The sequence below is a fragment of the Streptomyces sp. NPDC088706 genome (assembly GCF_044752765.1).
GTDB lineage: Bacteria > Actinomycetota > Actinomycetes > Streptomycetales > Streptomycetaceae > Streptomyces.
In genome coordinates, this window is the sequence record NZ_JBIVLW010000001.1 from 775,866 (window position 1) to 789,760 (window position 13,895).

At 72.9% G+C, this 13,895-nt stretch carries 9 protein-coding genes and 1 tRNA gene; 3 read left to right on the forward strand and 7 right to left on the reverse strand.

The features are described from left to right. Positions 1–76: 76 nt before the first annotated feature. Positions 77–580 (forward strand): pyridoxamine 5'-phosphate oxidase family protein, encoded by a 504-nt coding sequence (locus tag ACIQAK_RS03590; protein ID WP_366388591.1) that lies wholly within the window; start codon positions 77–79, stop codon positions 578–580. Here ACIQAK_RS03590 and ACIQAK_RS03595 read toward each other — a convergent pair. The 5 genes from ACIQAK_RS03595 to leuS all read right to left on the reverse strand — a co-directional run bounded on the left by ACIQAK_RS03595 (position 563) and on the right by leuS (position 9,591). Beyond that, positions 563–3,304, reverse strand: a complete 2,742-nt coding sequence (locus tag ACIQAK_RS03595; RefSeq protein ID WP_366387968.1) for a ComEC/Rec2 family competence protein — start codon at positions 3,302–3,304, stop codon at positions 563–565. The two genes, ACIQAK_RS03590 and ACIQAK_RS03595, sit on opposite strands and share 18 nt — an antisense overlap. Next, positions 3,301–3,975, reverse strand: coding sequence for a helix-hairpin-helix domain-containing protein (locus tag ACIQAK_RS03600; protein WP_401847769.1), 675 nt, complete (start codon positions 3,973–3,975; stop codon positions 3,301–3,303). Before ACIQAK_RS03600 ends, ACIQAK_RS03595 begins: the two co-directional genes overlap by 4 nt. A gap of 725 nt (positions 3,976–4,700) precedes the next feature. Then, entirely contained in the window at positions 4,701–5,546 is an 846-nt protein-coding gene (locus tag ACIQAK_RS03605; protein WP_366387966.1) for a DegV family protein, read from the reverse strand. Positions 5,547–5,788: 242 nt separating this feature from the next. Then, a complete protein-coding gene (locus ACIQAK_RS03610; RefSeq protein ID WP_366387965.1) occupies positions 5,789–6,580 on the reverse strand; it encodes a hypothetical protein in 792 nt (263 codons plus the stop codon). A 143-nt stretch (positions 6,581–6,723) separates the two neighbouring features. After that, a complete protein-coding gene (gene leuS / locus ACIQAK_RS03615; RefSeq protein WP_366387964.1) occupies positions 6,724–9,591 on the reverse strand; it encodes a leucine--tRNA ligase in 2,868 nt (955 codons plus the stop codon). Between the two features lie 530 nt (positions 9,592–10,121). Here leuS and ACIQAK_RS03620 point away from each other — a divergent pair. Both ACIQAK_RS03620 and ACIQAK_RS03625 read left to right on the forward strand, forming a co-directional pair. Then, positions 10,122–11,780, forward strand: a complete 1,659-nt coding sequence (locus tag ACIQAK_RS03620) for a hypothetical protein (protein WP_366387963.1) — start codon at positions 10,122–10,124, stop codon at positions 11,778–11,780. Beyond that, a complete protein-coding gene (locus ACIQAK_RS03625; protein ID WP_366387962.1) occupies positions 11,777–13,354 on the forward strand; it encodes an NADH-ubiquinone oxidoreductase-F iron-sulfur binding region domain-containing protein in 1,578 nt (525 codons plus the stop codon). The genes ACIQAK_RS03620 and ACIQAK_RS03625 overlap by 4 nt, the downstream gene beginning before the upstream one ends. Positions 13,355–13,436: 82 nt before the next feature. On the opposite strand, the gene ACIQAK_RS03630 is transcribed toward ACIQAK_RS03625, so the two are convergent. Further along, a tRNA-Ala gene (locus ACIQAK_RS03630) sits at positions 13,437–13,509 on the reverse strand. 149 nt (positions 13,510–13,658) lie between these two features. Beyond that, positions 13,659–13,892: a hypothetical protein gene (locus ACIQAK_RS03635; RefSeq protein WP_366387961.1), complete on the reverse strand. Its 234-nt coding sequence runs from the start codon at positions 13,890–13,892 to the stop codon at positions 13,659–13,661. Positions 13,893–13,895 lie beyond the last annotated feature (3 nt).

The following is a 13,895-nucleotide window of genomic DNA, read 5'->3' on the forward strand; positions in this document are numbered from 1 at the left end:
GAGGCCCGGACAGGGCCTGAGGCCTAGGTCCGGCGGCCGACGCGTACCGCACCGGACGGCGGCTGGCGTGACGGCCATGATCACCACCCCACCACCTCCGCGCAGCACGGAACAGCGCCTGCGGGACACCCTCGCCCGCCTCCGTGACGACCGGGACGCATGGGTGGCGACCGCCTCCCCGGACGGCACCCCCTGCCTGGTGCCGCTGTCGTTCGCCTGGCACGAGGGCACCTTGCTCATGGCGACCCGGAGGACCAACCCGACGGCGGTCAACGTGACCCCCACCAGCAAGATCAGGGTCACGCTCGGCCCCACCCGTGACGTGGTACTCATCGAGGGGGTAGCCGAGATCGTCGAGGGAGCGGACCTCCCCGGCGCCTCCGGCGACGCGTTCGCGGCGAAGTCCAGGTGGGACCCGCGGACGACCTCCCCGTGGGTGTACCTGCGCATCACTCCGCACACCGTCCGTGCCTGGCGGGAGGTGAACGAGCAGCCCGGCCGCGACCTGATGCTCGCCGGCACCTGGCTGGTCCAGCCCTCCTCCCCCGCCACCGCCGACCGGTCAGCCCTCCCGTCCTGAACGGCCCACCGCCCGCAGCTCCTTGCCCGCGCCCGCCACCGCGACGGCGCCGTCGGTGTCGGTACGCAGGACCCGCGCACCGGCGGCCTTGAGCGCGTCGACGGTACGGGGCGAGGGGTGGCCGTACGGGTTGTCCGCGCCGCAGGAGATGAGCGCCAGCCTCGGCCGCGCGCTGCGCAGCAGCCCCGCGTCCTGGAAGCCCGAGCCGTGATGGGCCACTTTGAGGACATCCACCCGGGGCAGCCCCACCGGGCTGTGCAGCAACCCCCGCTGGGCCGGTGGTTCAAGGTCGCCGAGGAGCAGCAGCGTCAGTCCGCCCGCGGCCCGGACGTACAGGGTCACGCTGGAGTCGTTCGGCCCGCCCTCCCCCTTCACCACCCCGACTCCCCCGGGCCCTGCGCGCGGCCAGAGGACCCGCCAGTCGAGCGGTCCCGCCCGGCGTCGCTCACCGGGTGCCGCCCGCACCGTAGCGACCCGCGCCGAGGCCGCCGTACGCCGCACGAAGGCGGCCTGCTCGGGCGGCTCGTCGAGGCTCGTCGTCTGGATCGCGCCCACGGCCCTGCCCCGCAGCACCCCGGGCAGCCCCCGCACATGGTCGGCGTGGAAATGCGTGAGGATCACGAGCGGTACGCGCGTGACGCCGAGGTCGCGCAGGCAGCGGTCGACCGACCCGGGATCGGGCCCGGTGTCGACGACCACACCCGTGCCCTCCCCTGCCGCGAGCACCATCGCATCGCCCTGCCCGACGTCGCACAGCGCGAACGCCCAGTCGGGCGGCGGCCACCCGGTCACGATCCGGGTCAGGGGAGCCGGCCGCAGCACCACGAGAACCAGGAGCAGCGCGGCGGCCGAGCAGACCCAGGGGTGACGTACCAGCCGAGGGGCGAGCAGCACGGCCAGGACCGTGAGGACGGCGAGGAGGGCTGCTCCGGCCCAGCCACCGGGCCACGGGGCCTCCGCCCCGGGAAGGTCCGCCCCCGTACGGGCCACCGTGGCGATCCACCCGACGGGCCAGCCCGCGACCCGCGCCAGCAGTTCGGCCACCAGCGGGGCGAGAGGGGCGACGGCGAGCGCAGCGAACCCGAGCACCGTAGCGGGCGCCACCGCGAACTCCGCCAGCAGGTTGCACGGAATCGCCACCAGGCTGACCCGGGAGGCCAGGACCACCACGACGGGCGCGCACACCGCCTGCGCCGCGGCGGCCGCCGCCAGCACCTCGGCGAGCCGTACCGGCGCCCCCCGCCGCCGCAGCGCCGCGCTCCACCGCGGTGCGAGGGTCAGCAGGGCCCCCGTGGCCAGGACCGACAGCAGGAACCCGTAGCTCCTGGCCAGCCAGGGGTCGTACAGCAGCAGGAGCACGACAGCCGCTGCCAGAGCGGGGATCAGCGACCTGCGGCGGCCGGTCCCGATGGCGAGAAGGGTGATCAGGCCGCAGACCGCCGCGCGCAGGACGCTCGGTTCCGGGCGGCACACGACGATGAACACGAGCGTCAACGCGCCGCCGATCACCGCGGTCCCCCGCAGGGAGATGCCCAGCTTCGGTGCCAGACCTCGGCGTTCACTGTTGAGTGCCGATCCGGGCGGGCCGATGAGGAGGAAGAGAAGAATCGACAGGTTCGCCCCGGAGACAGCCAACAAGTGCGTCAGGTCGGTGGCCTTGAACGCGTCGTGCAGTTCGGGCGAGACCCGGGATGTGTCTCCGACCACCAGCCCTGGCAGCAGGGCCCGCGCGTCCGGGTCGAGGCCGTCCGTCGCTTCCCGCAACCCGGAGCGCAGCTCCCCGGCCACGCGCTGGACCGCTGTGGGAGGGCCGGTGATCCGGGGCGGCCCTTCGGCGTCCACCCGCAGGACGGCGGCCAGGCGTTCGCCCGCGTGGGCGGGGGGTGAGAGCCGCCCGCCGACGCGGAGCCGGGTGGACGGCAGCAGCTCCTGCCACCTCGCCCGGTCCCCCCCGGGCGAAACCATGAGGAGCACGGGGGTACGGACCCGGGTGACGTGCCCGCCGGGTGCGGCCACCTCGGTGATGTCGGCGTCGATCAGGAGCGTGGCCGGGGTGCTGTGGCTGCCCCGCACACCTGGGCGGGCCGGCCGGGGATCCGATGTCACCCGCACCTCGGCGTCGATGCGCGCATGCTCCCGCGCCAGCCCGGGAACGGGTCCCCGCCGCACGTCGGCGCCGTGCAGTCCGGCCGCGGCCCCGCCCGCCGCCGCGCAAAGCAGCACGGCTCCGGCCGTGGCAGCCCACCCGCCTCCGGACAACGCTGCGACCCGGCTGCTCCCGGACAACGCTGCGGCCCGGCTGCCCCCGGAGAACGCTGCGGCCCAGCTGCCCCCGGAGAACGCTGCGGCCCGGCTGTTTCCAGCGGACGCGGCACTAGGCCTTCCTCCGGCGGACGCGGTGGCCCGATCGTCTCCGACGGACGCGGCACCCCGACTGCCCCGGCTCCCTCCAGCGGACGCGGCACCCCGCCTCCTTCCGGCGGATGCGGCAGCCAGGAGCACAAGCGCCATCACCGCACAGGCCACCACCCCTGCGGCCACCCAGCGTCCCGGCAGCCCCAGCGCGAGAGCCGCGGCCGCCCAGACCGCCAGCGCCGGCGGGACGAGTCTCAGGTCCACCGGCCCCTCCTCCCGCGCACGGGCCGCACCCGGCACACCACTCGTGGCGGTGGCCGTCTCACGGTCGGCCTCGCCCGGACCATGGACGGCCTCGCGGGCCGTCATGGCTGCACGAGCGGTTGAAGGTCGGCGAACCGGCGGTCACCGATGCCGTTGACCTGCCGGAGCTCGTCGACGGAACGGAATCCACCGCTCTCCGTGCGGTGGTCGATGATGTGCTGTGCCAGCACGGGCCCGACCCCCGGCAGCGTTTCGAGCTGCTCCTTGGTCGCCGTGTTCAGGCTCAGTGGTGCCGCCGGGCCGGCCGCTCCCGGTGCGCCCGCCGACCCGTCGGCCGCGCCGAGGGCCGCGCCGGGGGCCGGCTGGGCCTGGGGCAGCCCCACCACGACCTGCTCGCCGTCCAGGAGGATCCGCGCCCGGTTGAGCCCCGTGACATCCGCCCCGGCGCGCACCCCGCCCGCTGCCCGGAGCGCGTCCGCCACCCTCGACCCGGCGGGCAGGCGCTGGACACCCGGCCGGTGCACCTTGCCACTGACATCCACGATGATCCGCCCGGCCGGTTCGGGAGGAGGGGAAGGCGGCACCCCGGCAGCCGGCCCGGGCACCGGGTCCGCGCCCCTGGGCCGAAACGGGTCTTCGACCACCTTGGTAGCCCCCGCCTCCACCGTGTCGGGGGCATCCACGGCTTGCGGACGCACGGACCAGAAGTGGAAGCCGGCGAGGCCGACGGCCGCCAGCAGCACCAGGGCCAGCGCCGCCAGCGTCCGTGGTGCCAGCCCCCACCTGAGCCTGACCCACACGGGCACCCGGTCCCAGAGCCCCGACACCGCACGCCGCGCCCGCCCAGGGCCGCGCGCCTGCACTTGGGTGCTCCCCGGCGCACTGTCGTCGGGCAGGGCGCACGCTTGCGAGCTCGGGTCACGAACCGTCGCCGGGCCGGGGGCACCTGCCATCAGCGCGTCCGCACGACGCCGCGCGGCCACCGCGGCAAGGGCGGCCCGCCCCCGCGCGGACCCCTGCCTGCCATGGCGGGGGCCGGGCCGAGCACCGGGACGGAGCCCCGCCCGGCCGCTCGGACGGCTGCCGGGACCGCGGCCCACCCGCCGCCCAGCACTCGGAGCACGTACGGCAGCGGCCAGCGCTGCCGCGGCTGCACCACCGGAAGCGGAAGTCAGAGCCGAAGCCGGAGGCGGAAGCGAGGCCGGAGCCGGGCCCGGAGGCGGAGGCGGAAGCGGAGCCGGGGGCGGGGGCGGGGAAGCAGCGGGCGGAGTCGTGGCGGACGAGTGGTCGGGCATCGACACCCGAGAAGATCGAAGGGCCATGCCTCACGACGCTAGGCACAACCGACCGAATCCGCTGAGCTCCCTCGATTCCTGTGGAAAACCGGCCAGTTGTGGATATCCCACTCACTCGTCCGAGTGCCGCACGGCCTCCGCACGAGCCCGTGACCGCTCAACAGCGCATGGCTTCCCCGTAAGCCCCGTGCCCGCTCAACGGCACCTCACCTCGGCGAGATCACCGCGCCGAGCAGCCCGGGCCCCGTGTGCGCCCCGATCACCGCGCCCACCTCGCTGACATGAAGGTCGGCCAGCCCGGGCACACGCTCGCGCAACCGCTCGGCCAGGCGCTCCGCGCGCTCCGGCGCGGCAAGGTGGTGGACGGCGATGTCCACCGGCGCCTCACCGGCCCGCTCGGCGGCGATCTCCTCCAGGCGGGCGATGGCCTTGGACGCCGTCCGCACCTTCTCCAGCATCTCGATCCGGCCGCCGTCGAGCTGGAGGATCGGCTTCACCGCGAGCGCGGACCCCAGCAGCGCCCGGGCCGTTCCGATACGGCCGCCCCGGCGGAGGTAGTCCAGAGTGTCGACGTAGAAAAAGGCGGCTGTTCCGGCCGCCCGTTTCTCCGCCGCTGCCACGACCTCGTCCAGGATGCCGCCCGCCTCCGCGCTCTCCGCCGCCGCGAGGGCGCAGAACCCCAGGGCCATGGCGACCATCCCGGTGTCCACCACGCGTACCGGGATCGGCGCGTCCTTCGCCGCGAGCAGCGCCGCGTCGTACGTGCCCGAGAACTCCGCCGACAGGTGCAGGGAGACCACCGCGTCGGCCCCGCCCTCGGCCGCCGCCCGGTAGGTCTCCGCGAAGACTTCGGGGCTGGGGCGGGAGGTGGTCACGGAGTGGCGCTTCTGCAGGGCTTGGGCGAGCGAGCGGGCCGAGATCTCCGTGCCCTCCTCCAACGCCTGATCGCCCAGGACGACGGTCAGCGGCACCGCGATGATGCCGTGCCGTTCCATCGTCCGGCGCGGCAGGTAGGCCGTTGAATCAGTGACGATAGCGACATGGCGGGACATGAGCCGGAGGTTACCTGCCGAGGTGGGGGTGCGGGAGCCCGGCCCCGGCCCCGTGATCATTCATGGTCACTTCGGAACCTGTCCGGTCACCATCGGCCGCAGGCATGGAGACATACGCACATACCCGTACACGCGCCCGGCCAGAAGTGCGCTCACGGCCGGAAGAACGGCGACAGGGAGGAGGACGGGGTCAGGAGGAGGACGGGGACAGGAGAGGACGGGACAGGAGGAGGGCCGCGCCGTCAGGTGGTCGTCTCCGGCCGGGCGGACTTCTGCCACGGGTACTTCGTCCGCAGGTGCGGGTCCGGCGCGGTGATCGCCTGCGGGGCCTCCTCCCGGGCCGGACTCCCCCAGGACTCGTCCGCCGCGCTGCTCTTCCCGGCCCCGGCGGTCGGCTCGGGCCGGTCCAGCCCGGCGTCGCGCGCCCCGGTCGCCCCGGCACCCGGCCTCTGGGAGGCGGTTCGCACGGTCTGCTGGGGCTGTTGGTCCTCCACGGTCCAGTGCCGCAGGGCTCCCGCCTCGATGTCGATCTGCGCGTTCAGCGCGTCCAGACCGTCGTCGGCGAACTGCCGCGCCCGGTCCCGGGCGGCCCAGCGCAGCGAGTCCGCCGAGTGTGTGATCCGCTGCGTGCGTTCCTTCAGCTGGGGCAGCAGGCCGGCGACCGTCGCCCGGTCCGGCTCACGCTCCAGCCGCTTGAGCTCGTCGTCCAGCTCAAGACCGTGGGCGCTCAGCCGCCGGAAGAGGCCCACCGACTCCGCGAGCGAGGAGTCCTCCGCCACACCGGCGTGCAGGGCTTCCTGGGTGGCGCGCATCGAGGTGCGCAGGGTGAGCCGGAGCTGTGCCAGCTCGCCCGCGACACCGGGCTGACCGAAGCTCTTGGCCCGGAGGGTGGTGTCCTCCACCGTGCGACGGGCCTGGGTGATCGTGCGGTCCACGCCTCGCTTTGCCGCGCCGACCGCCTTCACGGTCATGTAGACGCCCAACGCGATGAACGCGACGAAGAGCAGCGCCAGGATCGTGATCACGGCTTCCATGAATGCCCCTCGGTATCTTGATGCGGCTGCCGGTACCGGTCGCCCTCTCCACCGTAAACGGAGCGGGCAGGCCGAGGGTTCCTGCGGAACCCCCAACCTGCCCGTAGGGGATGGCCCTGACGGGGACCGTCACGCGGGGAGGGTCACGCGGGGACGATGTTGACCAGCTTCGGCGCCCGCACGATCACCTTGCGGATCCCGGCCCCGCCCAGCGCGGCGACGACCCCCGCGTCCGCCAGGGCCAGAGCCTCCAGCTCCTCGTCCGTGATGGAGGGCGAGATCTCCAGGCGGGCCCGGACCTTGCCCTTGATCTGGACGACGCAGGTGACGGTCTCATCCACGACGTACGCCGGGTCGGCCACCGGGAAGTCCTGGTGGACGAGGGACTCGGTGTGGCCCAGCCGTCGCCACAGCTCCTCCGCCACGTGCGGGGCCAGCGGGGCGATCAGCAGGACCAGCCGCTCGGCCACGGACCGCGACAGCGGGCCGCCCGCCTTCGTCAGATGGTTGTTCAGCTCGGTGATCTTGGCGATGGCGGTGTTGAACCGCATCCCCTCCAGGTCCTGGCCGACCCCGTCGATGGCCTTGTGCAGGGCCCGCAGGGTGTCCTCACCGGGCTCCGCTTCGACGACGGTGACCTCGCCGCTGTTTTCGTCGACCACATTGCGCCACAGCCGCTGCAGCAGCCGGTACTGGCCGACCACGGCACGCGTGTCCCAGGGGCGCGACACGTCCAGGGGGCCCATCGCCATCTCGTAGAGCCGCAGCGTGTCCGCGCCGTACTCGGCACAGATCTCGTCCGGCGTGACCGCGTTCTTCAGGGACTTGCCCATCTTGCCCAGGACGCGGCTTACCTTCTCGCCCTCGTGGTAGAAGGCGCCGTCACGCTCCTCCACCTCGGCGGCGGGGACGGCGATGCCCCTGCTGTCGCGGTAGACGAAGGCCTGGATCATGCCCTGGTTGTACAGCTTGTGGAACGGCTCGGCCGATGAGATGTGGCCCAGGTCGTGCAGCACCTTGGACCAGAAGCGCGCGTACAGCAGGTGCAGCACGGCGTGCTCGGCGCCGCCGACGTACAGGTCGACGCCGCCGGTGGGCTGCCCCTCGCGCGGGCCCATCCAGTACTGCTCGATCGCCGGGTCGACCAGCTGTCGGTCGTTGGTCGGGTCCAGGTAGCGCAGCTCGTACCAGCAGGAGCCGGCCCAGTTGGGCATGGTGTTGGTCTCGCGGCGGTACTTCTTCGGTCCGTCGCCCAGGTCCAGCGTGACGTCGACCCAGTCGGCGTTGCGCGAGAGCGGGGTCTCGGGCTGGGCGGTCGCGTCGTCCGGGTCGAAGGTGCGCGGCGAGTAGTCCTCGACCTCCGGCAGCTCCAGCGGCAGCATCGACTCGGGCAGCGGGTGGGCGATGCCCTCCTCGTCGTACACGATCGGGAAGGGCTCGCCCCAGTAACGCTGGCGGCTGAACAGCCAGTCGCGCAGCCGGAAGTTGACGGTGCCCTCGCCGACGCCGTGCTCCTCCAGCCAGTCGGTGATCCTCGCCTTGGCCTCGACGACACCCAGGCCGTCCAGCGAGATCTCCCCGTTGGCGGAGTTGACCAGCTTCACGTCGTACGAACCGAAGGCGTCGTCCCACGTGGCGGGGTCGGTCCCGCGGCCGTCCGACGGCTGGACGACACAGCGCATCGGCAGCTCGAAGGCGCGCGCGAAGGCGAAGTCGCGCGCGTCGTGCGCCGGTACGGCCATGATCGCGCCGGTGCCGTAGCCCATCAGGACGTAGTCGGCGATGAAGACGGGGACCTTCTCGGCGCTGACCGGGTTGGTCGCGTACGCGCCGGTGAAGACACCGGTCTTGTCCTTGGCCTCGGCCTGTCGCTCGACGTCGGACTTGGCGGCGGCCTGCTTGCGGTACGCGGTGACGGCCTCGGCGGGGCTCGCGTGGCCGCCGGTCCACACCGGGTGGGTGCCCTCGGGCCAGGCGGCCGGGATGATGCGCTCGACCATCTCGTGCTCGGGCGCCAGCACCATGTACGTCGCGCCGAACAGGGTGTCCTGACGGGTGGTGAAAACGGTGATGCCGCCGGCGGTGTCGACCGGGAACTCGACGCGGGCGCCCTCGGAGCGGCCGATCCAGTTGCGCTGCTGCAGCTTGATGGCCTCGGGCCAGTCCAGCCCGTCCAGGTCGTTCAGCAGCCGGTCGGCGTAGGCGGTGATGCGCATGTTCCACTGGCGCAGCTTGGCCTTGAAGACGGGGAAGTTGCCGCGCTCGGAACGGCCGTCGGCGGTGACCTCCTCATTGGCCAGCACGGTGCCCAGCCCCGGCGACCAGTTGACGGGCGCGTCGGAGGCGTACGCCAGGCGGTACTCGCCCAGCAGGTCGGCGCGCTCCGCGGCGCTCAGCGCGCTCCACTCACGGCCGTCGGGGGTCGCCCGCGTGCCGTTCTCGAACTGCTCGACCAGCTCGGCGATCGGGCGGGCCCGGTCGGCCTCGGTGTCGTACCAGGAGTTGAAGATCTGCAGGAAGATCCACTGCGTCCATTTGTAGTACTCGGCCTCGATCGTGGCGAACGAGCGGCGGTTGTCGTGGCCCAAGCCCAGCCGGCGCAGCTGGACCTTCATGTTCTCCATGTTGGCCTCGGTGGAGACCCGGGGGTGCGTGCCCGTCTGGACCGCGTACTGCTCGGCGGGCAGGCCGAACGCGTCGAAGCCCAGGGTGTGCAGCACGTTGTGGCCGGTCATCCGCTGGTGGCGGGCGTAGACATCGGTGGCGATGTAGCCCAGCGGGTGTCCCACGTGCAGCCCCGCTCCCGAGGGGTACGGGAACATGTCCATGATGAACTTCTTCGGCTTGGCGGCCAGCTCCGGGTCGCCCGCCAGGTCACCGGTGGGGTTCGGTGCCTCGTACGTCCCCTCGGCGTCCCAGAAGTCCTGCCAGCGTGCCTCGATGTCGGCGGCCATCGCCGCCGTGTAGCGGTGCGGCGCGGCCGTCTCGGCTGCGGAATTCGTCTCGCTCATGATCCTCAAAGCTCCATCGATCGTCATCTGCCGGGAAACGAAAAATCCCCTCGCACAGGAGGGGACGCCGCGCTGACTCCGACCAGGCGTTCTCACCGGTCGGAACTCTTCAGCGCGGCTCGCTGAGCAGAAGGCGTACGGCACGCATGGCGTCAGGGTACCGCACGGACCCGGAGGCGAGCGGGGAGTGACCGGAGGGCGGACCCGCCGCGCACGAGCCGGAACCCCCTGCTCATCCGTTGCCCTCAGTAGCCGACGCGTGAGCTTTCCGGGTGCGTGCGGTGTGCGTTCGGCGGGGTTCGGGTGGGCTTTCCGGGGAGACCTGGGGCGATCCCGGAGGTGGGGGTAACTCCGGGGAAGCGGAGGTTACTCGGCGTACCGACTTCTATCGGGGCAACCGAGCAAAGCCCGTACTGGTTGGTATGGGGCGCCCTAGCATGCGGCAACGGGACCGCTTTGCCGAACTATTCGGAGTCGCCCCCATGAACCCTCATCGCAAGATCCGCGTATCCCCCAGCATGAGCCCCGGAATGAGTCGGCCTGTACAGGGCGGCCTGACTGTCGCCGCGCTGGTTTTCGTCCCCCTGCTCGCCGTCGCAGGGAGCGACGGCTTGCGCGCCACCCTTGATTTCACCACCGGCGTCCTGTCGCTGGTATCGCTCAGCGCGGCCGTCGCGTGGGGCCTGCTGGCCACCGACCGGCTGTTCCTCTCCACCCGCCAGCGGATCGTCTGCCAGGGCATCCACCGGGCCACGGCCGTCGCCGCGCTCGGCTTCCTGCTGCTGCACGGAACCGTGAAGATCGCCCTCGGCCATGTCTCCCTGCTCGGCGCCCTCATACCCTTCGGCCTCGGCGTCACGGGCACGGCGGCGCTGATCGGTTTCGGCTCGCTGGCCGGACTGCTCATGGTCACCGTGGCCGCGACCGGCGCCCTGCGCAGCGCCTTCGCCCAGCCCTCCCCCACGGCCACCCGGCTCGGACAGTCGCTGGGCTCCCCCCGGGAGGTGGGTGGGATCGCGGGCCGGTGGCGCGCCCTGCACGCCCTGGCCTATCCGGCCTGGTGCGCCGCGCTGATCCACGGCCTGTACGCGGGCCGGGCGCCCGTTACCTGGGTCGTGGTGATGTACGGCCTCTGTCTCACCGGCGTCGCCGGCGCCCTGTGCCTGCGCCTGCTGCCCCGTCCCACGAAACGCCGGATCACCGACCGGATCGCGGCGCTCATGAGCCCGGAGGCGGACTTCGACGCGCCGGACCCGGTGCTGCGCGGGTCCGGGCGGCCGGACGCGGGGCGCGATCCCGGCAGGGACCGGGAGCCGCCTCCGGGGGACCCCGCGGGATGGAGCGAGCCGGACCGGGGGGTCCGCGGCACTCCGGTGCGCCCGCGCACCCTGTCGGCGCCGCTGTCCCCTCCGACACCCCCTCCCATGCCACTGTCCGCCCCGCCGCACTCCGCGCACGATCCGCTCTCATCGCACGCAGCACACTCCGCGCAGGAAACGCTCGCGTCGCACGCGGCACACACACCGCACGAAAAGCTCTCGTCGTACGCGGCACACACACCGCACGAAACGCTGCCTCCGCTCGGAACGCACACCCCGCACGAAACGCTGCCTCCGCTCGGAACGCACTCCCCGCACGAAGCGCCGACGGAACCGCTGTACGGGCTCCAGCCCCCGGTGCACGAACCACCGCCGCGCAGCTCCGACCGGCTCGCCGACCGCCCCGCGGGCGGGCCGGGGATAGCGGCCGGCTACCGCGCCGTCTCGCAGGCCGGTGACGCCTCACACCCGCCGGGCGCCAGGTGGCCCACTCCGTCCCCCGCACCACCCGCACGGGCCCACCGCCCGCAGGACTCCGAGCACACCTACGCGCGCCCGCAGGAACCACCGCTGTTCGCGTCACCCCTCCGTACGCCGTCTCCTTACGGCACACCGGCGTACGGCACAGCTGACGCGACGCCTTCCTATGGCAGCGTCCCCGGCGGTGGCACCTCGATGCCCGACACCCCGGTGGCCAACACGCCCACCCCTTCCTACGAAGCCTCCTACGAAACCCCGTACCGGGCTGCCCCGGCCGCCGAACCCCACCACACAACCGTCCCCGGCACCGGCGCCGAACCGCCGGCCGGACCGTTCTCCGCGCCCCCGGCCGGCGAACCCTGGCACGCACCCGCAGGAGACCGACCGTGAACGACCCCCTCCCCGACGTTCCCGAGGTCCGCGTCGTCGGCCTGCCACAACTGACCACCGGCTTCGACCTGGTGGAGCGGCTCGACCTCGCCATGCACCTGAAGGTGCACGGTCCTCTCGAACCGATGACCGGCGAGCGGCTGGCCGAGTTGGCCGAAGCGGTCTCCCTGCGCGGGCGGGGCGGTGCGGGGTTCCCCTTCGGCAGGAAGCTGCGGGCGGTGGCGAAGGCGTCCATCCGGCGCGGGGTGCGCCCCGTCGTCGTGATCAACGGGAGCGAGGGTGAGCCCGCCTGCCGCAAGGACACCGTCCTACTCAACCGCGCCCCGCACCTCATCCTGGACGGGGCCCTGCTGGCCGCGGAGGCGCTCGGCGCGCGCACGCTGGTCGTCGCCGTCACCCGTAACTCCACCGAGGTCTCCGTACGCGCGGCACTGGCCGAGCGCGGCCTCTCCGACCGGCGCGGCCAGCAGTTGCGCGCCCGCGTCGTCCGCACCCCGGAGCGCATGGTCTCCGGCGAGGCGTCCTCGGTGATCCGGGCGGCGAACGGCGGCCCGGCCCTGCCCCCCGGCCGGCGCGAGCGGGCGGCCGAGACCGGGGTCGGCGGCTCCCCGACCCTGCTGTCGAACGCGGAGACGTACGCCCAACTCGCCGTCGCCGCCCGGATCGGCCCCCGCCGTTACGGGCACACGGGGCTGCCGAACGAACCGGGCACCGTCCTGCTCACCGTCTCCGGCGCCGTGGCGCGGCCCATGGTCGTCGAGGTGCCGACCGGCGTCCCGCTGCGGTACATCCTGCAGCTGGCCGGCGCTCCGCCGCTCCCCCAAGGCGTGCTGACCGGCGGCTATCACGGCAACTGGATCGACGCGGTCGCCTCCCACAACGCCGTCATATCCCGGGAGTCCCTGGCCACCGTGGGGGGCGCGCTCGGCGCGGGCGCGATCCTGCCGATCGGGCCGGAGACCTGTCCGCTCGGGGAGTCCCTCCGCATAGCGAACTGGCTGGCCGCCGAGACCGCCGGGCAGTGCGGCCCGTGCAAGCTGGGGCTCCCGGCGGCGGCGGGCGGGCTCTCCGACGTGCTGAACGGCGGCGGACCCGCCGCACTGGAGGCCCTGCGCGAGGTGACCCAGGCCGTGAAGGGCCGGGGCGCGTGCAAGCATCCGGACGGTTCGGCGCGGTTCCTGCTCTCGACGCTGTCGGCGTTCACGGACGATCTCGCCGCCCATGTCCTGGACGGCGGCTGCGGCCGCGAGACGCTCGGCGTGCTGCCGCTGCCCGCCTCCGGCTACCAGGACCTGGAGGAGTCGATCCCGAGCGGCGAGAAGCTGGCGGTGGACTGGACGCTCTGCCAGGGCCACGGCCTGTGCGCGGACATCGTCCCCGAGCTCATCAGGCTGGGCCCGGACGCCTATCCGGCGCTGGCGGACGCCTCCGTTCCGATGCATCTGCGCGGGCGTGCCCAGCGGGCCGTACGACGCTGCCCCGCCCTGGCGCTGCGGATCGAGCAGCCGGCCGCCGAGCAGCGCCCCGCGCTGCCCGCCGTCAACCGGCGGGCCCTGGGCAGCGGACGCGGCTGAGCAGGCCGGGGGCCGGGCAGGACAGGACAGGACAGGACAAAAGAAGCGGGCCACCCGATCCGGGTGGTCCGCTTCTTCACTGTGGAGCTAAGGAGAATTGAACTCCTGACCTCCTGCATGCCATGCAGGCGCTCTACCAACTGAGCTATAGCCCCTTGCTGTTTGCCGCCCGGTTCCCCTTGGCGACATCGAGAACATTACACGGTCCCCCCGGTGCTTCACCAAATCGTTTCCGGTTCGCACGCATACGTCCGGATTTTGCCCGGGCGTCGAACCGTCAGTCGCAGGTCAGAGGGCCAGACGGTCAGGCCGTTGCGAAGGAGTAGAACCGCTTGAGGGTGCAGTGCTCCTCCAGGAGCCGCCCGTAGATCGGCTCCCCCTCCAGCTCCCGGTAGGTCTCGATGGGGTCGCCTTTTATGATCAGCGCCCGGGCGCATTCCTCGCACCAGTACTGGTATTCCTGGTTGATCGGATCCATGTCCCTGACAATGGGCGTACCGCTGCCGCACCAGTCGCACTTACGCCTGTGTGCACCCATCAG

What these genes read in the sequence shown, in the direction of transcription:
- ACIQAK_RS03620 (WP_366387963.1), top strand. Translation starts at nt 10,122, where the DNA reads ATGAGTCGGCCTGTACAGGGCGGCCTGACTGTCGCCGCGCTGGTTTTC.
- ACIQAK_RS03610 (WP_366387965.1), bottom strand. Translation starts at nt 6,580, where the DNA reads ATGGAAGCCGTGATCACGATCCTGGCGCTGCTCTTCGTCGCGTTCATC.
- ACIQAK_RS03635 (WP_366387961.1), bottom strand. Translation starts at nt 13,892, where the DNA reads ATGGGTGCACACAGGCGTAAGTGCGACTGGTGCGGCAGCGGTACGCCC.
- ACIQAK_RS03590 (WP_366388591.1), top strand. Translation starts at nt 77, where the DNA reads ATGATCACCACCCCACCACCTCCGCGCAGCACGGAACAGCGCCTGCGG.
- ACIQAK_RS03595 (WP_366387968.1), bottom strand. Translation starts at nt 3,304, where the DNA reads ATGACGGCCCGCGAGGCCGTCCATGGTCCGGGCGAGGCCGACCGTGAG.
- leuS (WP_366387964.1), bottom strand. Translation starts at nt 9,591, where the DNA reads ATGAGCGAGACGAATTCCGCAGCCGAGACGGCCGCGCCGCACCGCTAC.
- ACIQAK_RS03605 (WP_366387966.1), bottom strand. Translation starts at nt 5,546, where the DNA reads ATGTCCCGCCATGTCGCTATCGTCACTGATTCAACGGCCTACCTGCCG.